Here is a 19,712-nt window from a genome sequence, read left to right as displayed (position 1 = left end):
TGAATGATTCTGAAACGGGCTTCAAGTGTTAACGGCAACTTTGCAGATCGTCAAGACTTTGACACGGCAAATCCTATTGCCGTGAAGCAGTTCACCATTTCGCGTGTTTATAAAAGAACTTCGTTATGCACACGTGACGAACTGCTGGCGCATGAAAACCGATGTAACTAGCGGACGCGACAAGGGTTTCGCGCGCGCAAAGAAAAACCCGCCGGCAACGCGGCGGGTTTTCCATACGCGATGGCATTGCGCCGTGCGCGCAATGCTGCGATCAGCCGCACCACACCCGTGCGTTGCGGAACATGCGCATCCACGGCGAATCACCCTGCCATTCGGCCGGCGCCCAGCTCATGTTGAGCGCGCGCGGGGTGCGCTCGGGGTGCGGCATCATGATGGTGACCCGGCCGTCGCTGCTGGTGAGGCCGGTGATGCCATCCGGCGAACCATTCGGATTCAGCGGATACTGGCTGGCAACGTTGCCATGGCCATCAATGTAACGCAGCGAGACGCGGGCCGCGGCCTGGTCGACGGCCGTGTCGAACACTGCCTGGCCTTCACCATGCGCCACCGCCACCGGCAGGCGCGAGCCGGCCATGCCACGCAGCAGGATCGACGGCGACTCCACCACTTCCAGCAGTGCGGTACGGGCTTCGAACTGCTCGCTGGCATTGCGGCGGAACTGCGGCCAGTGCTCGGCACCCGGAATGATGTTCTTCAGCTGGCTCATCATCTGGCAGCCATTGCACACGCCCAGCGCGAAGCTGTCTTCGCGTGCGAAGAACGCCGCGAAGGCATCACGCAGTGCGCTGCGCTCCAGGATCGAGGTAGCCCAGCCACGGCCGGCACCGAGCACGTCGCCATAGCTGAAGCCACCACAGGCCACCAGGCCGGTGAAGTCCTGCAGCGCCACGCGGCCTTCGATCAGGTCGCTCATGTGCACGTCGAAGGCGCGGAAGCCGGCGCGTTCGAAGGCGTTGGCCATTTCGATCTGGCCATTGACGCCCTGCTCGCGCAGCACGGCCACGCGCGGGCGCGCACCGCTGCTGATGAACGGTGCGGCCACGTCTTCGTTGAGATCGAAGCTGAGCTTAGGCTTCAGGCCCGGTGCGTTGAAGGCACGTGCCACCTCGCGCTCTGCGTCGGCATTGGCCGGATTGTCGCGGCGCTTCTGCATCGCGTGGGTAACCGACCACCACGCGTCGAACAACGCTTCCCAGCGCCATTCGGCCAGGTTTTCGCCACCCAGCGACACGCGCACCACCGGTGCGGTGGTCGGCTTGGCGATGCGCTGCGCGCATTCGGTCAATGCATGGCGTTCGACAAGGTCGGCAAACGCGGCGCGGTCTTCGCGTGCGATCTGCACCACCGCACCCAGTTCTTCGTTGAACAAGCTGCGGAACGGATCGTCACCCCAGGCATCGAGGGTGATGTCCAGGCCCAGGCGCGAGGTGAAGGCCATTTCGCACAACGCGGCGAAGGCACCGCCGTCGCTGCGGTCGTGATAGGCCAGCAGCAGGCCGGACTGGCGCGCATCGCGGATCAGTTCGAAGAAACCCCGCAGGCGCTGCGGATCGTCCAGGTCCGGGGCGGCACCGGCAAAGGCCGGCAGTTCGCTGTGGTCGGCATGCACCTGGGCCAGGATCGAACCACCCAGGCGTTGCTTGCCGGCCCCCAGGCCGATCAGCCACAGCTCGCTGTCCACCTCCCGGTCGAGCAGCGGGGTCAGCTGCTGGCGCACGTCGGCCACCGGCGCGAACGCCGAGATCACCAGCGACACCGGCGACACGCTCTTGTGCGCCTCACCCTGGTCGTGCCACTGCGCCTGCATCGACAACGAGTCCTTGCCCACCGGGATGCTGATGCCCAGCTGCGGGCACAGCTCCATGCCCACTGCCTTCACCGCGTCGTACAGCAGTGCGTCTTCGCCCGGGTGGCCGGCCGCGGCCATCCAGTTCGCCGACAGCTTGATCTCATCCAGCGCATCGACCGGCGCCGCGCACAGGTTGGTCAGCGCTTCACCCACCGCCATGCGTGCCGAAGCAGCCGCATCGAGCAGGGCCAGTGGGGTGCGCTCGCCGATCGACATCGCTTCGCCGGCGACGCCGTCGAAGTCGGCCAGGGTGATCGCCACGTCGGCCACCGGCAGCTGCCACGGACCGACCATCTGTTCGCGTGCGGTCAGGCCACCGACGCTGCGATCACCGATGGTGACCAGGAAGTTCTTCGAGGCGACCGTCGGGTGCGCGAGCACGCGCAGGCCTGCTTCCTGCAGATCCAGGCCACCGGTCTTCAGCGCCGGCCAGCGCGGTGCCGGCGGGTGCGCAGTGTCGCGGTGCATCTTCGGCGGCTTGCCGAACAGCACGTCCATCGGCAGGTCGATCGGTGCGTCGGCCGGGGTGTGGCCCGGCACGGCGCCATAGGCCACCACCAGATGTTCCTCGGCGGTCGCCACGCCAACTGCAGCGAACGGGCAGCGCTCACGAGCACACAGCGCGGCGAACTCGGCCAGGCGCTCCTGGGCCACGCCCAGCACGTAGCGTTCCTGCGATTCGTTGCACCACAGCTGCATCGGCGACAGCGACGGATCATCGGTGGGCACCTTGCCCAGATCGATCACGCCGCCGACCCTGGAGTCGTGCAGCAGTTCGGGGATGGCATTGGACAGGCCACCTGCGCCGACATCGTGGAAGAACTTGATCGGGTTGTCGGCGCCCATCGCCACGCAGCGGTCGATGACCTCCTGGCAGCGGCGTTCCATTTCCGGGTTGTCGCGCTGCACGCTGGCGAAGTCCAGGTCCTCGGCGCTTTCACCGGAGGCCACCGAACTGGCGGCACCGCCGCCCAGGCCGATCAGCATCGCCGGGCCACCCAGCACGATGACCGCATCACCGGCCTGCAGCGGGATCTTGTCGACCTGCACGCGGTCGATCGCGCCGAGGCCACCGGCCAGCATGATCGGCTTGTCGTAGGCGCGCACCAGATCGGCGCCTTCGGGCAGTTCGAAACTGCGGAAGTAGCCGAGCAGGTTCGGGCGGCCGAACTCGTTGTTGAACGCCGCGCCACCGAGCGGGCCGTCGGTCATGATTTCCAGCGCCGGTGCCATGCGCGGGTTCAGCGCGCGCGGCGCCTCCCACGGCTGCGGCAGTTCCGGAATGCGCAGGTGCGAAACCGAGAAGCCGGTCAGGCCGGCCTTGGGCTTGCCGCCGCGGCCGGTCGCGCCTTCGTCGCGGATCTCGCCACCGGCACCGGTCGAGGCGCCCGGGAATGGCGCGATCGCGGTCGGGTGGTTGTGCGTTTCCACCTTGATCTGGAACGCGCTGGGCACCTGCGGCTCGCGGCGGTACTCGCCGCTGGCCGGATCCGGGCGGTAACGCGACGCCGGATGGCCTTCAATCACCGCGGCGTTGTCGCTGTACGCGCTGAGCGTGTGCTGCGGGGTCTGCTGGTGCGTGTTCTTGATCATCCGGAACAGCGAGCGGTCCTGCTCCTGGCCGTCGATGGTCCAGCTGGCGTTGAAGATCTTGTGGCGGCAGTGCTCGGAATTGGCCTGCGCGAACATCATCAGTTCCACGTCCGACGGCGACCGGCCCAGCGCAGTGAAACGCTCGCGCAGGTAGTCGATCTCGTCCTGGGCCATGGCCAGGCCGAGGCGCTGGTTGGCGGCCTCCAGCTGGTCCACCGGCACGCGCTCCAGTTCACCCCGGGCCGGTGCCGAGAACAGCGCCTGGCCCTGTTCCACGGTCTCCAGCACGGACTGCGTCATCGGGTCGTGCAGCGCCTTGACCAGCGCCTGCTGGGCGGCGGCATCGGCCGGCCAACCCTGCACGTCGATGCGCAGGCCACGCTCGACCCGGCTGACCGGCTGGCCGGCACCTCGGACCAGTTCGGTGGCCTTGCTCGACCACGGCGACAGCGTGCCCAGGCGCGGCACCACGATGCGGCTGACTGCGCCTTCGGCCACGGCTTCGGCCTGCGGCGCCGCTTCGAGGATGCGGCACAGCGTGGTCAGGTCGGGGGCGGCGCTGCCTTCGGGCTGCACGAAGTAGACGTGCCAGGCACCGCTGATGCGCAGGGAGGGAGCGATGGACTGCAGGCGGGATTCAAGACGTTCGCGGCGGAACGGCGACAGGGCGGGCGCGCCCTCGAGGACCATCATGTCCGGGGAACCGTAGTTGGGAAACGGGCCCGACATTGTACCGGAAGCGGGGGAAGGGCTCTGGCCGGGCGGCGCCCGGCACCCGCCGAGGCCAGGGCAACGGCAACAGCAACAGCAAGAGCTGGCTTCCTGTGGGCTGGCGGGGCGGTGGGGGCCAGCAGGACACGCCGTAAACCCATCCATGGGGGCTCGATGGCGCCATCCATGGCGCCAACGGTCCTGCTGGCCCCCACCACCCCGCCCCCGACAGATTTCCGCGATCTGCGGCCATGCGTGAATGCTCCCCGGTAGTGCCGGCCGCTGGCCGGCACCCAGGAAATGTCAGAAATCAGGCATTGAAGAGCGCAGCGACCGGCTTTTGCCTTTGTTTTTTCTTCTGTCTTTCGTGGCTGGCCGCGCAGGAACCTGTCCGTGGCCGGGCGGGTGGGCTGCGCAGGGGCGTGAGCCGCATGGATGCGGCGACCGAGCTTACATGGACGTACTTGCAGCGTCCCCTGCGCAGCCCACCCGCCCGGCCAACCCCCAGAAATCCGCTGTTCGCGGAAAGCCCCAGCCACGAGGGGCTCCGCCGATGGCCGCCGACCGCGCGCAGCGCGCTCTCCGCCCGATTCCCCGAACCATGCGCTTGCTCACGGATTGACCACACGATTGATGACAACGTTGTCCCTACCTGGCGCCGGACTCTCTCCCCGGCCTCCCAGGTACCTCCGTCCGGCCCCTCCGTCGCCTTCCCCGGCGATGCCCGGACCTGCGTCACGCGCGGCGCCATCGGGGCCCGCGCGCCCTTTGATCGGAGACTTACCCATGTACGACCCGATTGTGCGCAGTGCCGAACGTTCGACCCGAAGCTGTCGTCCCCGCCGCCTGGCCTGGCTGCTTGCCTTGGCCGCCGGTGCCGCCGTCCTGCCCGGCCTGGCGCAGGCCGCCAGCTGTGCCGGGGTGGCCGAATGGGACCAGGCCAAGATCTACCGGGCCGGCGATACCCTGCAGAAAGGAGGCGTCCTCTATCGGGCGAACCAGGACATCTGGAACGCGCCGCCGGACCATCCGGCCGGCGCGCCCTACTACACCAACCTCGGCGCCTGCGATGGCGGCGGCGCCAACCAGCCGCCGGTGGTCAGCCTGACCTCGCCGGCCAACGGTGCCACCTTCAGTGCCGGCAGCACGGTGAACGTGACCGCCACCGCCAGTGATCCAGACGGCAGCGTCGCCAAGGTCGAGTTCTTCCGCGATGGCAGCATGCTCGGCGTGGCCACCAGTGCGCCGTATGCGGCCAGCTGGGCCAACGCCAGCGCCGGCAGCCACACCCTGCGCGCGGTGGCCACCGACAACAACAACGCCACCACCAGCACGGCGACCATCACCATCACCGTCAACGCCGCCAGCGGCGACACCACCGCGCCGAGCGTGCCGGGCGGGCTGGCGGTCGGCACCCGTACCGCCAACAGCATCGCGCTCAGCTGGAGCCCGTCCACCGACAACACCGGTGGCAGCGGCGTGGCCGGCTATGACGTGTACCGCAACGGCAGCCTGGTCGGTTCACCGTCCAGTGCCAGCTACGTCGATGGCGGGTTGACTGCATCCACCACCTACCGCTACCGCGTACGCGCCCGCGACAATGCCGGCAATGCCTCAGCGCAGGGCACCGAGATCAGCGCCACCACGCTGGCCGGCGACGGCGGAACCACCGGCAAGCGGGTCATCGGTTACTTCACCCAGTGGGGCATCTACGGCCGCAACTACCGGGTCAAGAACATCGACAGCAGCGGTTCGGCCGCGCGCCTGACCCACATCAACTACGCGTTCGGCAACGTGCGCAACAACCGTTGCGAAGTGGGCGTCACCCAACCCTCGGATCCGAACAGCGGTGCCGGTGGCGATGCTTTCGCCGACTACACCAAGGCCTTCAGTGCCGCCGAGAGTGTCAGCGGCAGCGCCGATACCTGGGACCAGCCGCTGCGCGGCAACTGGAACCAGCTCAAGCAGCTCAAGGCCAAGTACCCGAACCTGAAGGTACTGATCTCGCTGGGTGGCTGGACCTGGTCGCGCGGCTTCTCCAGCGCAGCGCGCCCGGAGAACCGCCAGGCCTTCGTCGCCTCGTGCATCGACGCGTACATCAAGGGCAATCTGCCAGTGACCGACGGTGCCGGTGGTGCCGGTGCCGCGCTGGGTGTGTTCGACGGCATCGACATCGACTGGGAATACCCGGTGGCCTGCGGCATCGAATGCGGCAAGCCGGAAGACAACGCCAACTTCACCGCGCTGATGGCCGAGTTCCGCCGCCAGCTCGATGCGGTGCGTCCGGGCCTGTTGCTGACGGTGGCGGTGGGCGCCGGCATCGACAAGATCCGCGTCACCGATCCGGCCGCGTACCACCCGTACCTGGACTACATCAACGTGATGACCTACGACTTCCACGGCGCGTGGGATGCGAAGACCAATCACCAGTCGGCGCTGTTCGATTCGCCCAATGATCCGTCCACCGGCGACCAGAAGCTGTACAACAGCAACGACGCCATCGAAGCCTTCATCAGCCGCGGCGTGCCCGCGGCCAAGCTCAACCTGGGCATCGGCTACTACGGGCGTGGCTGGACCGGTGTGGCCAACGCCAACAACGGCCTGTACCAGACCGCGACCGGCGCTGCCCCGGGCACGTATGAAGCCGGCATCGAAGACTGGAAGGTGCTGAAGAACCTGGCGTGGCCGGGCTACACCGACAACACCGCAGGTGCCACCTGGATCTACAACGGCAGCACGCTGTGGAGCTTCGACACCCCGGCCAACATCACCCGCAAGATGGGCTACGTGAAGACCCAGGGCCTGGGCGGCGCGTTCGTCTGGGAGTTCAGTGGTGACGATGCGCAGGGCACGCTGACCAAGGCGGTCAGTGATGGCCTGAAGTAAGAAAAAAGCCGGGGGTGCTGCGCTCCCCCGGCTTCCTACCTGTAGAGCCAAGCCCATGCTCGGCTGCGGAAACATCAGCCGAGCATGGGCTCGGCTCTACAGAAACAAGGTCGGTCGCGTCAGCGCTTGGCCGACAGCTTTTCCAGCGCCGCACGCAGCTGTGCCGGCGGCAGGTAGCCCCCCAGCTGGGTGCCGTCCGGCGCGAAGATCGCCGGCGTGCCGTTCACGCCCAGCTGCTGGCCCAGTGCGTACTGCATCGCCACCGGGTTGGTGCAGTTCTTGGCCGGCACGCTGCCACCGCGCTTGGCGTTGGTCAGTGCCTGGCGGCGATCAGCCGCACACCAGACCGAGATCATGTCGGTGTAGTCCTTGCTGCCGAGGCCCATGCGCGGGAATGCCAGGTACTCGACGGAGATGCCGTTGCGGTTGAGCTCGGCGATGTCCTGGTGCAGCTTGCGGCAGTAGCCGCATTCGATGTCGGTGAACACGCTGATGGTGTACTTGGCGTTCGGTGCGGCAAACACGATGCGGTCGCCATGGTTGGCCTTGGCCAGCAGATCGCGGCGGTAGCCGAGCAGGCCTTCGCTGTTGGCCGGGCCCTTGGCACGGGTGTCGTAAGGCTGCGACTGGAACAGGTAACGGCCATCATCGGACACGTACAGGAGCTGGCCGGAGACCACCACTTCACGGAAGCCCGGGAACGGTGCGGCACCGATGTAATCCACCTGGAAACCGGGATTGAGCGCGGTCAACGCGGCACGTACCGCCTGGTCGGCCGACGCGTTGGCGGCGGGGGCGGCCTTGGCCGCAGCGGCAGCAGCAGGCGCCTTGGCGGCCGGCGGGGCCGGCTGGGCGCAGGCGGTCAGGCTGAGCGCACCGAACACGGCGGCGATGGCAAATCGGAGCATGGAATGATCCGCGACAGAAGAAGACCCTGGATTCTGACACAGCCGGCGGTACCGGACAGCGGCACCGCCCATGGTTTGTGGCCGGGATTCAGGGGCCTGCTCAGCCGCGCGGATGGTGGCGGGCGTGCAGCTTCTGCAGGTGCTCGCGCGCTACCAGGGTGTAGATCTGGGTGGTGGACAGCGAGCTGTGGCCGAGCAGCATCTGCAACGCGCGCAGGTCGGCACCACGGTTGAGCAGATGGGTGGCGAAGCTGTGGCGCAGGCCGTGCGGGCTGATCCGCGCCGGGTCGATGCCGGCCACCTGCGCATGGCGCTTGACCAGGTGCCAGAACGCCTGCCGGGTCAGCGCATGCAGCGACGGCTCGATGAACAACGGCGTCTGCCCATCGGCCAGCGCCTGCACCTTGCCCTTCCCGACCAGCTGCGGCCGCGAGTGCTGCAGGTAGCGCTCCAGCCAGTGCTGGGATTCCTCGCCCAACGGCACCAGCCGTTCCTTGCTGCCCTTGCCGGTGACCCGCAGCACGCCCTGGCGCAGGTTGACCGCAGTCGCGGGCAGCAGCACCAGCTCGCTCACGCGCAGGCCGGCGGCGTACATCAGTTCCAGCATGGCGCGATCGCGCAGGCCCAATGCGCTGTCGGTATCGGGCGCTGCCAGCAGCGCGTCGATCTGGCTTTCGGCCAGCGCCTTGGGCAGCAGCCGTGGCAACTTCGGCGGGTCGAGCAGCGCGCTGGGATCCTCGCTGCGTTCGCCGCGGCGCACGCCATCGGCGAAGAACGCCCGCAACGCCGACAGCAGGCGCGCATTGCTGCGCGGCGACCAGCCATGCCGGGTGCGCCAGGCCAGATACTCGAACAGTCCGGGGCGCTCGATGCCGGCCAGGCCACCGTCGCGCCCATCCATCCAGCGCGCCAGCCCTTCCAGATCGCGCCGGTAGCTGTCGAGGGTGGCGCGGGCCAGGCCGTTCTCGGCCCAGATCGCATCAAGGAAGCGCTGGATGCGTGCGCTGTCGTCGGCGCGCAGTTCGGGCAGTTGCTGGACCAGCTGGCGGCGTTCGGCGGGGGTGGAAACATGGGCCATGCGTGCAGGATACGGGGGCCACTGCGGGCACGGCCAGCTTTGCGTATGCTCGACGCATGTCCCAGCCTGCCACCGACACGGCCTCTGCCGCTGCTACCGAAATGCCCCATCCGCGCGCATTGTTGCTGTGGCGCATGCTGGCAATGGTCTACGACGCACTGCCGGTGCTGGCACTGTGGATGCTCGCCGGCACACTATTCACCCTCGCCTACACCCTCAGCGGCCACGCGCAACGCGAGAACATCGCGCCATTCAGTGCCTGGCAGTGGCTGCTGTGGGCGGTGTGCTGGGCGATCACGGGGTGGTACGCCACGGCCAGCTGGCGCCGCGGCGGACAGACGCTGGGCATGCGTCCATGGCGGCTTAAAGTGCAATCGAGCGATGGCACGCCACTGCGGCGCAACCAGCTGTGGCTGCGCTTTGCGGTAGGTACGCTGTCACTGCTGCTGGGCGGGCTGGGATTCTGGTGGGCGTGGGTCGACCGTCAACGCCTGACCTGGCACGACCGCGCCAGCGGCACCCGTCTGGTGCGCATGCCGAAACGGTGATGCACGACCTGTAGAGCCGAGCCCATGCTCGGCTGGCAGGCGGTGCGCAAAAAGCAGCCGAGCATGGGCTCGGCTCTACAGAATCCAGCACGCTGGGCCGGGACGCTGGTGGTCCTGGCACGGATGCCGAAGCGGTGGATTGCCCCGGTAGCGCCGGGCATGGCCCCGCGCTACCAGAATCAGCCCGACTTGCGCCGGAACAACAGTCCGGACACCGCCAGCATCACGATCGGCGGCAACGCATAGGCAATGCGGTAGTCGAACTTCAACGCGCCGGCCATGCGCCCGAAGAACAGCTGCAGCAGCCAGAAGCCCAGCGCGAACAGGATGCCCAGGAACAGGCGCTTGCCCATGCCGCCGCTGCGCAGCGAACCAAACGCGAACGGCACCGCCGCCAGGCACAGTGCCAGCACGTTCACCGGGTAGAACCAGCGGCTCCAGTAGACATCCTCGAAATCGCGCGCATCCAGCCCGTTGCGCTGGCGGTAGGCAATGCTGGTGCTCAGCTCGGCAACGCTCAGGTTGCGCGGCTTGGCGATGCCGGTAGCCAGTGCCGCCGCATCGAGATTCGAGTTCCACGGCTCGCGCGCCACTTCCTGGCGGGTCGCCGAACGCTCGCCGAAGGTGTCGCGACGCACCCCGGTCAGCACCCAGCCGTCCTTGTCGTGCTCGGCGGTGGCGGCATGGGTCAACGAGGCGATCCCTCCGTTCCCGGCAATGCGGTAGAGACGCACGTCGCGCAGGATCAGGCGGGTGCCCTTGTCACCGACCAGCTGCTCCTCGCCGCTCTGCGCGTTGAGGAAGGTATCGCCTTCGCGTGCCCACAGGCCGGAGTAGCGGCTGGTCGCGATATCCCGGCCCCACTTGGCGCTGGACTTCAGCGCATCGGCGCGGTCCTGGCCCCAGGGGCCCAGCGTCTCGGCGCTGAGCACCATCACCGCGGTCAGCAGTGACAGCGCGATCGCCACCGAAACGCTCAGGCGCTTGCGCGACAGGCCCAGTGCACGCAGCGCGGTCAGTTCAGAGGTCGCTGCCAGCTGGCCCAGGCCCATCAGTGCGCCGATCACCGCGGCCGTGGGGAACATCGTGTAGGCGCGGCGCGGCACCGTGTACAGCACCCAGGCGGCGGCATGGCCCAGCGTATAGCCGTTCTTGCCGATGTCCTTGAACTCGCCGGAGAAGGCCATCACCACGTCCAGGCCGACCAGCACCGCCCAGGTCAGCAGCACCGTGGTGAACACCGACCGGCCCAGGTACAGGTCGAAACGCATCGGGCGCAGCCTCATGCGCGGGCTCCCTTCGGGTGGCCCAGGCGGCCATCACGTGCATACATCCAGATCGCCAGCGCCAGCAGCGGCACCGTCAACCACCACAGGCCCAGCGCGGCCGGAATCTTGCCGTTGGCAATCCAGCCACTGCCGATGAACATCAGGTTGGTACCCACCATGTAGGCCATCAGGGCCAGCATCATGCGGCCATAGCGCTGCTGCCGCGGCGAACTGCGGCCCAGCGGCACGGTCAGCAGGGCGAACGCCAGCGCGATCAGCGGCGGTGCGATGCGACGGTGCAGCTGCGCCTGCGCCTGCGGGCGCGCATCGCCGATCAGCTTCAGGGTCGGCATCAGTTCCGGGTCGTCCTCGGTGCGGGTCTGTGCGCCGTCGGGCAGGGCCACGTCATTGCGGGCGAAGGTCGCCAGCCGGTAGTCGAGCCCACCGGCCACGGGCCCTTCCACCTGGTGGCCATCATCCAGTTCCAGGAAGCGCTGGCGGGTGCCCTCGAAGTACATGCGGCCACTGTTGGCCGAAACCACTTCCAGGCGATCATCCTTCTGCCGCTGCAGGAACACCTTGCCCAGCTGGGTGCCGTCGGGCGAGATCGAGGACAGGTAGACCACGCCGCCGTTGGGCAGCGGCGTGAAACGGCCCGGCTCCAGGCCGGCCATCAGCACGCTGCGGTTGGCCTCGATGACCATCTGCTCTGCCACCCGGCCGGCCCACGGGCCCAGCCACAGCGAGCAGGCGCCGACCAGCAGCACCACCGGCACCACCAGCATCAGCAGCGGCCGCAGCAGCCGCTTTGGGCCTACCCCGATCGCGGTGATGACCGCCATCTCCGAGTCGCGGTACAGGCGGGCGATGGCCAGCAGCAGGCCCAGCATCAGCGCCAGCGGCAGGATCAGCGGCAGGTAGGCGATGAACTGCAGGCCCAGCTGCGAGAACAGCAGCTTGGCCGGCAGGCGCCCGTCGGCGATGTTGCCGAGGATGTCCACCAGCACGCCGCCCACGCTGACCACCAGCAGGACGATCAGGGTAGCCAGGAAACTCTGGACGAAATCGCCCAGCAGGTATCGGTCGAGCTTCAGCATGGGGCGGTGGTTTAAACTCTGGGGTTCGTTCGCGGTGCCGCCCAGTCTACTGTCTGGGCGTAAACGGCCTGCGATTGTACGGACTCGCCAATGGAATCTGCTCAATGGCCCTCGAATTCACCCTGAACCACGTTGCTCCGGCCGCCGCCACCGTTGATTGCCTGGTGGTCGGCGCGTATGCCGACCATACCCTGACCCCGGCCGCGCAGGCGCTGGATGCCGCCAGCGGTGGCCGCCTGGCCGCCCTGGCCCAGCGTGGCGACCTGTCCGGCAAGACCGGCGCCACCACCCTGCTGCACGACCTGCCGGGCGTGAGCGCGCCGCGCGTGCTGGTGGTCGGCCTCGGCGACGCCGCCCGCTTCGGCGTGCCGCAGTACCTGAAGGCCGTGGGCGACGCCGTGCGTGCTTTGAAGGCCGGCGCTGCCCGCAGCGCACTGTTCACCCTGTCCGAAGTGGCGGTGAAGGACCGCGACGCGGCCTGGGCGATCCGCCAGGCGGTGATCGCCGCCGATCACGCCGCCTACCGCTACACCGCCACCCTGGGCAAGAAGAAGGCCGACGACGCCGGCCTGGCCCAGCTGGCCATCGCCGGTGACGACGCGCAGGCCCTGGCCCAGGGCCAGGCCATCGCCGCCGGTGTCGAGTTCGCCCGCGAGCTGGGCAACCTGCCGCCGAACTACTGCACCCCGGCCTACCTGGCCGAGGTGGGCGTGAAGTTCGCCGGCGAGCATGACGGTGCCGAAGCCGAGATCCTCGACGAGCACCAGATGGAAGCGCTGGGCATGGGCTCGCTGCTGGCCGTGGCCCGTGGCTCGGCCAACCGCCCGCGCCTGGTCGTGCTGAAGTGGAACAATGGCGGCGACGCCAAGCCCTACGTGCTGGTCGGCAAGGGCATCACCTTCGATACCGGTGGCGTCAACCTGAAGACCCAGGGCGGCATCGAGGAAATGAAGTACGACATGTGCGGTGGCGCCAACGTCATCGGCACCTTCGTCGCTGCGGTCAAAGCCAAGCTGCCGCTGAACCTGGTGGTGGTGGTGCCGGCCGTTGAAAACGCCATCGATGGCAACGCCTACCGCCCGTCCGACGTGATCACCTCGATGTCGGGCAAAACCATTGAAGTGGGCAACACCGACGCCGAAGGCCGCCTGATCCTGTGCGATGCGCTGACCTACGCGCAGCGCTTCGAACCGGCGGCGCTGGTCGATGTCGCCACCCTGACCGGTGCCTGCATGGTCGCCCTGGGCCACCAGACCGCCGGCCTGATGAGCAAGCACGACGACCTGGCCAACGAGTTGCTGGCCGCCGGCGAGCAGGTGTTCGACCGCGCCTGGCGCCTGCCGCTGTGGGACGAATACCAGCCGATGCTGGATTCGACCTTCGCCGACGTCTACAACATCGGCGGCCGCTGGGCCGGTGCGATCACCGCCGGCTGCTTCCTGTCGCGCTTCGCCGAAGGCCAGCGCTGGGCCCACCTGGACATCGCCGGCGTGGCCAGCGATGAAGGCAAGCGCGGCATGGCCACCGGCCGCCCGGTCGGCCTGCTGAGCCAGTGGCTGCTGGACCAGGCCGCCCGCGCCTGATGCCGTACCCGACCCTGGCCGGCAGACGCCGGCCCGGGCCTCGCCCGGCACCGCCGGAACCCTGCCTGACCCGGACCCTGCCATGCCCCGCGCCGACTTCTACCTGATCGCCAAGCCCCGTTTCCTGACCGAGCCCCTGCGCCTGGTCTGCGAGCTGGCGCGCAAGGCCAACGACGCCGGGCTGTTCACCCTGGTCCTGGCCCGCGACCAGGCCCAGGCCGAGGAGCTGGACGAACTGCTGTGGGCGTTCGACAACGATGCCTACATCCCGCACCAGATTGCCGGCGAAGACATGGACGAGGAAGAAGCCCTGGTGCTGATCGCCGTGCCCGGCACCGAGGCACCGGTGCGTCCGCTGGTGATCAACCTGCGCGACGAGCCCTGGCTGGGCCAGTGCGAGCGCGTGCTGGAAGTGGTTCCGGCCGATCCGGAAGCGCGCGAACCGCTGCGCGAGCGCTGGCGCCAGTACAAGGCCGCCGGTTACGACCTGAACAAGCACGACATGTAAGCGCGCCCCGGTCCCTTGATGGGCCGCCGCCGCGCCCTGATCCTTCAACGATTACCTCCTGGTTCCCCCGCATGACCCAACTCGCCTCCAGCTACGACCCGACGTCCTTCGAGACCGACCTCTACGAGGCCTGGGAGAAGGCCGGCCACTTCAAGCCGTCCGGCACGGGCGAGCCCTACACCATCCTGCTGCCGCCGCCGAACGTGACCGGCACGCTGCACATGGGCCATGCGTTCCAGCAGACCCTGATGGACGCGCTGGTGCGCTACCACCGCATGCGCGGCTACGACACGCTGTGGCAGGTCGGCACCGACCACGCCGGCATCGCCACCGAAATGGTGGTCAGCCGCAACCTGGCGCTGGAAGGCAAGGGCGAGACCCGTGATTCGCTGGGCCGCGAAGGCTTCATCGGCAAGGTCTGGGAGTGGAAGCAGCAGTCCGGCGACACCATCGAACGCCAGATGCGCCGCCTCGGCACCTCCGCCGACTGGTCGCGCAGCACCTTCACCATGGACCCGCAGCCGTCGGCGGCGGTCAACGAAGCCTTCGTGCGCTGGTACGAGCAGGGCCTGATCTACCGCGGCCAGCGCCTGGTCAACTGGGACCCGGTGCTGAAGACCGCCATTTCCGACCTGGAAGTGGAGAGCGCCGAGGAAGACGGCTTCCTGTGGTCGATCGCCTACACGCTCGATGACGGCCTGAGCTACGAACACGTCGAGCGCGATGCCGACGGCGTGGAAACCCTGCGCGAGACCCGCGACTACCTGGTGGTGGCCACCACCCGCCCGGAAACCCTGCTGGGTGATACGGCGGTGATGGTGCATCCGGAAGACGAGCGCTATGCGCACCTGATCGGCAAGCAGGTGGTGCTGCCGCTGACCGGCCGCCGCGTGCCGGTGATCGCCGACGATTACGTGGACCGCGCGTTCGGCACCGGCGTGGTCAAGGTCACCCCGGCGCATGATTTCAACGACTACGAAGTGGGCGTGCGCCACAGCCTGCCGATGATCAACCTGTTCACGCCGGTGGCAGCGCTGAACGAAAACGCGCCGGAGCGCTTCCAGGGCCTGGACCGCTATGAAGCGCGCAAGGCCGTGCTGGCCGAACTGGAAGACCTCGGCATCCTGGTCGAGACAAAGGCGCACAAGCTGCAGGTGCCGCGCGGTGACCGTACCGGCCAGGTGATCGAGCCGTACCTGACCGACCAGTGGTTCGTGAAGATGGACGACCTGGCCAAGCGTGGCCTGGAACTGGTCGAGGACGGAAGTATCGCCTTCGTGCCGCCGAACTGGATCAACACTTACCGCCACTGGATGAACAACATCCAGGACTGGTGCATCAGCCGCCAGCTGTGGTGGGGCCACCGCATTCCGGCGTGGTTCGACGAAGCCACCGGCAGCTGCTATGTCGGTCGCAGCGAAGACGAAGTGCGCGCCAAGAACAACCTCGGCAGCGACGTGGTGCTGAACCAGGAAAGCGACGTGCTGGAGACCTGGTTCTCCTCGCAGCTGTGGCCGTTCTCCACCCTGGGCTGGCCGAATGAGCAGGCCATGGCCGAGCGCGGCTTCGACCGCTACCTGCCATCGTCGGTGCTGATCACCGGCTTCGACATCATCTTCTTCTGGGTGGCGCGCATGATCATGGCCACCGACAACCTGGTCGGAAAGATCCCGTTCAAGGACGTCTACTTCACTGGCCTGATCCGCGACGGCCAGGGCCAGAAGATGTCCAAGAGCAAGGGCAACGTGCTCGACCCGCTGGACATCATCGACGGCATCACCATCGACGACCTGGTCGCCAAGCGTACCGGCGGCCTGATGCAGCCGAAGATGGTGGAGAAGATCGAAAAGGCCACCCGCAAGGAATTCCCGGACGGCATTGCTGCCCACGGTGCCGATGCGCTGCGCTTCACCATCGCCGCGCTGGCCACCCACGGCCGCGACATCAAGTTCGACATGAACCGCGCCGAGGGCTACAAGAACTTCTGCAACAAGCTGTGGAACGCCAGCCGCTTCGCCCTGATGAACACCGAAGGCGCTGCGTTCACCGGCGTGCCGAAGCCGCGTACCGATGCCGAGCGCTGGATCCTCGCGCGCCTGGCCGCCACCACCGCCGAAGCGCAGGGCCATTTCGCCGCCTACCGCTTCGACCTGCTGGCGCAGTGCCTGTACGAGTTCGCCTGGAACGCGTTCTGCGACTGGTTCCTGGAACTGAGCAAGCCGGCACTGAACGGTGCAGACGCCGCCGACGCCGAAAGCACCCGCCACACCCTGCTGTACGTGCTGGAAGCGCTGCTGCGCCTGCTGCACCCGCTCACGCCGTTCATCACCGAACAGCTGTGGCAGCAGCTGGCCCCGCGCCTGGGCCTGACCGAAACCACGCTGTCGCTGCGCCCGTACCCGACCGCCGCCGAGTTCGAAGGCGATTTCGCCCAGGCCGAGGCCGACGTGGAATGGCTGAAGGCGGTGATCAGTGCCGTGCGCCGCGTGCGCAGTGAGCTGAACGTCGCGCCGTCCAAGCTGGTGCCGCTCCGCCTGCAGGCCGGCCTGGCGCAGGACCGCGTGCGTATTGAACGCTTCAGCGCCTCGCTGTCGTTCCTGCTGAAGCTGGACAGCATCCAGTGGCTGGCCGAAGGCGAAAGCGCACCGCCGGCGGCCGCCGCGATCGTGGGCGAGCTGAAGCTGCTGGTGCCGCTGGAAGGCCTGGTCGATCTGGACGCCGAGCGTGCACGCCTGGACAAGGAGATCAAGCGCGTGGAAGGCGAGCAGGAAAAGAGCGAAACCAAGCTGGCCAGGTTCACCGACAAGGTTCCACCGGCGGTGGTCGAGCAGGAGCGCGTGCGATTGGCCGACTGGAACACCCAGCTGGCCGGCCTGCGCGAACAGCGCGCGAAGCTGTAACACCTCGCCCTGGTGGGTGCCAACCAAGGTTGGCACCCACCAAACCCGGAACATTTTCCCGGCATGGCATCATCACCGGATGCCGCTTTCCATCTTCCTGCTGGTTCTCGCCGCTGCGGCACTGCATGCCAGCTGGAATGCAATCGTCAAACGCGGGCCGGACAAGTTCCTCGGCACCGTGCTGGTAACCGGCAGCGCTGCGCTGCTGTCGGCGGCGGCCCTGCCCTTCCTGCCGTTCCCGGCCGCGCAAAGCTGGCCCTGGCTGGCTGCATCCGTGCTGCTGCAGGTGACCTACTACGGGCTGGTCGCACGCTGCTACCAGCGGGTCGACATGAGCCTGGCCTATCCGCTGATGCGTGGCAGCGCGCCGATCCTGGTTGCACTGGCGGGCTCCCTGCTGGGCGAGCAACTGCCCCCGGCGGCGTGGCTGGGCGTGGTGCTGGTGAGCACCGGCATCCTGTGCATGGCACTGGGTGCACGCGGCGGCCAGCTGCGCCTGCCGCTGCTGACTGCGGCGATGATCGCCACCTACACCCTGGTCGATGCGCACGGCGCGCGCCAGTCCGGCAGCGCGCTCAGCTACACGTTGTGGCTGTTCCTGCTGTCGGGCATTCCGCTGCCGCTGTGGGCGTTGTACACCCGCGGCGACGCGGTGCTGGACTATGCGCGCCAGCATTGGCCGCTGGGCCTGGCCGGTGGCGTCGGCACCACCGCCTCCTACGCAATGGCGTTGTGGGCCATGACCCAGGCACCGGTGGCGATGGTCTCGGCGCTGCGCGAATCCTCGATCCTGTTCGCGTTGCTGATCTCGGTATTCGTGCTGCGCGAGCGGATTCCGCGTGCGCGCTGGCTGGCAGCGGCGTTGATTGTGGGTGGCGTGCTCGCACTGCGGATGGCGTGAGAGAAGCGTGCCAACCAAGGTTGGCGGCTAGCGGTAGTGCCGGCCGCTGGCCGGCACCCTTCTCCGTCACAACGGCGGCATCGCCTGCAGGTCACCATCGACCAGCTCGATCGCCATCACCACCGCGTCCTCGCGGCCCTGTGCGGCCGGGTAGTAGCGCGGGCGGCGGCCGATCTCGTTGAAGCCTTCGCTGTGGTACAACGCCAGCGCCGGCGTATTGGACGGACGCACTTCGAGGAACACACGCTGTGCCCCCCGGTCGCCAGCCAGCTGTACCAGCGCGCGCAGCAGTTGACGACCCAGCCCACGCGACTGCGCCAGCGGATCGATGCAGATGTTCAATACATGTGCCTCATCGGCCGCGATGCTGAGCACCCCATAGCCGATCAACTGGCCATCGCGCTCCATGGCCAGGCCGGGATAGCCCGCACGCAGGCAATCGACGAAGATGCCGCGGGTCCACGGAAACGGATACCCGCGTACTTCAATCGCCATCACCGCGTTGAGGTCACTCTCGCGCAGCGCGCGCAGGCTGACCGGACCAGGCTGGCTGACCGCACTCACGGTGCGCCCCGCTTGCGCAGGGCACGCAGCTGCGGCCACAGCGCGCGCTTGGCGGCGGGATCCTGGCGCAGCTGGTCCAACGGCCAGCTGTCCATCAGCGCCTGCGTGGCCGGATCATTGGGATTGCAGCCGGACGCGCGCAGCAAGGCGATCTGCAGGCGATCCGGCAGCCGCACCACCGGCTGCCGGGCATTGCCGCCCGGCAGCGGGCGGGCCGCCGCCGGCGCGGTATCCGGTGCGTTGACCGGGGTCTGGCGACGTGGTGGCGCCTGGCGTTCCTGCCGGGAAACCGGTGTTGGCGCAGCCAGAGGTTCGCGCGCGGGCGCGGTGGGTGCCCGCGCCTGCTCCACCGCTGGCGCGGCAGCCGCCTCGGCTTCGGCCACGCTCAGCTGCAGCGCGGCGTCCAGCTCGGCGGCCAGCTGGCCGTCGTGATAGACGGTGTAGCCCATGGCCTGCAGCCAGGCCTGCTGGGCCGGAGACCACAGCACGGGCAGGTCCTGGCTCACGCGGCCTCGGGCTTCTTGCGCAGGCGCTGCACGGCCCACATCACCGGGCCGGACAGGGCGTACAGGATGCCCACCGCGAACAGCACGCGCGGCAGGTCGATGACCGCGATGGCGATGGCCACTGGTACCAGGGCCAGCACCAGGAACGGCACGCGGTCGGAACGGGTACCCTTGGCGCCGCCGCCCTTGAAGCTCCAGAAGCGGATGCGGCTGACCATCAGCAGCGCCGCGATGATCGTCACCGCCAGCGCCACGTAGCGCAACTGGTTGCCGTCCCAGCCCAGGTTGCCATCTGCGAACGCCCAGACGAAGGACATCATCAGGCCGGCCGCGGCCGGGCTGGCCAGGCCGACGAACCAGCGTTTGTCGACCACCGCCACCTGGGTATTGAAGCGGGCCAGGCGCAGTGCCGCGCAGGCCGCGTACAGGAACGCTACGGCCCAGCCAACGCGGCCGAGCAGCGGATCGTCGAACTTCAGCCACGACAGCGACCAGTGATACATCACCAGCGCCGGAGCCATGCCGAAGCTGACCAGGTCGGCCAGCGAGTCGTACTGCACGCCGAATTCGCTGCTGGTGCCGGTCAGGCGCGCCACGCGCCCATCCAGCCCATCCATCACCGCCGCCACGAACACGGCGATGCTGGCGTTGACGAAATCCCCATTGGCCGCGGCGATGATCGCGTAGAAGCCGGCGAACAGTCCGGCAGTGGTGAACAGGTTGGGCAGCAGGTAAATCGTGCGCGAACGCGGCGGCGGTGTGATCGGGTCCATGGAATCCAGTTTAATCGA

General features: G+C 68.0%; 14 protein-coding genes. 6 read left to right on the top strand and 8 right to left on the bottom strand.

Features of this window, described 5'->3' with window-relative positions:
* Nucleotides 1-271: 271 nt before the first annotated feature.
* Nucleotides 272-4,156, bottom strand: a complete 3,885-nt coding sequence (purL, locus tag AC5P65_RS04160; protein ID WP_258014304.1) for a phosphoribosylformylglycinamidine synthase — start codon at nt 4,154-4,156, stop codon at nt 272-274.
* Nucleotides 4,157-4,960: 804 nt separating this feature from the next.
* Between purL and AC5P65_RS04155 the strand changes: the two genes are divergently transcribed.
* On the top strand, nt 4,961-7,060 hold the full coding sequence (locus AC5P65_RS04155) for a glycosyl hydrolase family 18 protein (protein ID WP_111097816.1): 2,100 nt from the start codon (nt 4,961-4,963) through the stop codon (nt 7,058-7,060).
* 119 nt (nt 7,061-7,179) lie between these two features.
* Here AC5P65_RS04155 and AC5P65_RS04150 read toward each other — a convergent pair whose 3' ends face one another.
* Nucleotides 7,180-7,968, bottom strand: a complete 789-nt coding sequence (locus AC5P65_RS04150) for a DsbC family protein (protein WP_021203463.1) — start codon at nt 7,966-7,968, stop codon at nt 7,180-7,182.
* Between the two features lie 100 nt (nt 7,969-8,068).
* Entirely contained in the window at nt 8,069-9,046 is a 978-nt protein-coding gene (gene xerD / locus AC5P65_RS04145; RefSeq protein ID WP_021203464.1) for a site-specific tyrosine recombinase XerD, read from the bottom strand.
* Nucleotides 9,047-9,102: 56 nt separating this feature from the next.
* On the opposite strand from xerD, the gene AC5P65_RS04140 reads away from it, so the two are divergent.
* Complete coding sequence (locus tag AC5P65_RS04140) at nt 9,103-9,594, top strand: RDD family protein (protein ID WP_021203465.1); 492 nt, start codon at nt 9,103-9,105, stop codon at nt 9,592-9,594.
* Between the two features lie 179 nt (nt 9,595-9,773).
* Here the strand turns inward: AC5P65_RS04140 and lptG are convergent, their stop codons facing one another.
* Together lptG and lptF are read right to left on the bottom strand one after the other, a co-directional pair.
* Nucleotides 9,774-10,880: an LPS export ABC transporter permease LptG gene (gene lptG, locus AC5P65_RS04135; protein WP_019660994.1), complete on the bottom strand. Its 1,107-nt coding sequence runs from the start codon at nt 10,878-10,880 to the stop codon at nt 9,774-9,776.
* Nucleotides 10,877-11,959 carry an LPS export ABC transporter permease LptF gene (lptF, locus tag AC5P65_RS04130; RefSeq protein WP_019660993.1) on the bottom strand — a complete coding sequence of 361 codons (1,083 nt, stop codon included), beginning with the start codon at nt 11,957-11,959 and terminating at the stop codon, nt 10,877-10,879. Before lptF ends, lptG begins: the two co-directional genes overlap by 4 nt.
* A gap of 104 nt (nt 11,960-12,063) precedes the next feature.
* Here lptF and AC5P65_RS04125 point away from each other — a divergent pair, with 104 nt between their 5' ends.
* From AC5P65_RS04125 to AC5P65_RS04110, 4 genes are all read left to right on the top strand, one after another.
* Nucleotides 12,064-13,542 (top strand): leucyl aminopeptidase, encoded by a 1,479-nt coding sequence (locus tag AC5P65_RS04125; protein ID WP_021203467.1) that lies wholly within the window; start codon nt 12,064-12,066, stop codon nt 13,540-13,542.
* A gap of 82 nt (nt 13,543-13,624) precedes the next feature.
* Complete coding sequence (locus AC5P65_RS04120; protein WP_019660991.1) at nt 13,625-14,050, top strand: DNA polymerase III subunit chi; 426 nt, start codon at nt 13,625-13,627, stop codon at nt 14,048-14,050.
* A gap of 71 nt (nt 14,051-14,121) precedes the next feature.
* Nucleotides 14,122-16,950, top strand: coding sequence for a valine--tRNA ligase (locus AC5P65_RS04115; RefSeq protein ID WP_111097815.1), 2,829 nt, complete (start codon nt 14,122-14,124; stop codon nt 16,948-16,950).
* A gap of 79 nt (nt 16,951-17,029) precedes the next feature.
* The gene (locus AC5P65_RS04110) at nt 17,030-17,851 is read left to right on the top strand and encodes an EamA family transporter (protein ID WP_111104937.1); all 822 of its coding nucleotides are present in this window, start codon (nt 17,030-17,032) and stop codon (nt 17,849-17,851) included.
* Nucleotides 17,852-17,917: 66 nt separating this feature from the next.
* Here the strand turns inward: AC5P65_RS04110 and rimI are convergent, their stop codons facing one another.
* The 3 genes from rimI to pssA are packed head-to-tail and all read right to left on the bottom strand — an operon-like array spanning nt 17,918 to nt 19,694.
* On the bottom strand, nt 17,918-18,415 hold the full coding sequence (rimI, locus tag AC5P65_RS04105) for a ribosomal protein S18-alanine N-acetyltransferase (RefSeq protein WP_019660988.1): 498 nt from the start codon (nt 18,413-18,415) through the stop codon (nt 17,918-17,920).
* Nucleotides 18,412-18,921: a hypothetical protein gene (locus tag AC5P65_RS04100; RefSeq protein WP_058980477.1), complete on the bottom strand. Its 510-nt coding sequence runs from the start codon at nt 18,919-18,921 to the stop codon at nt 18,412-18,414. The genes rimI and AC5P65_RS04100 overlap by 4 nt, the downstream gene beginning before the upstream one ends.
* Nucleotides 18,918-19,694: a CDP-diacylglycerol--serine O-phosphatidyltransferase gene (pssA, locus tag AC5P65_RS04095; RefSeq protein ID WP_019660986.1), complete on the bottom strand. Its 777-nt coding sequence runs from the start codon at nt 19,692-19,694 to the stop codon at nt 18,918-18,920. Before pssA ends, AC5P65_RS04100 begins: the two co-directional genes overlap by 4 nt.
* Between the last annotated feature and the right edge of the window lie 18 nt (nt 19,695-19,712).

It is taken from the genome of Stenotrophomonas sp. YJH_SMC_48-3 (genome assembly GCF_059369375.1).
The sequence above is the reverse complement of the archived record's forward strand: the minus strand, read 5'-3'. Positions and strand labels throughout refer to the sequence as shown.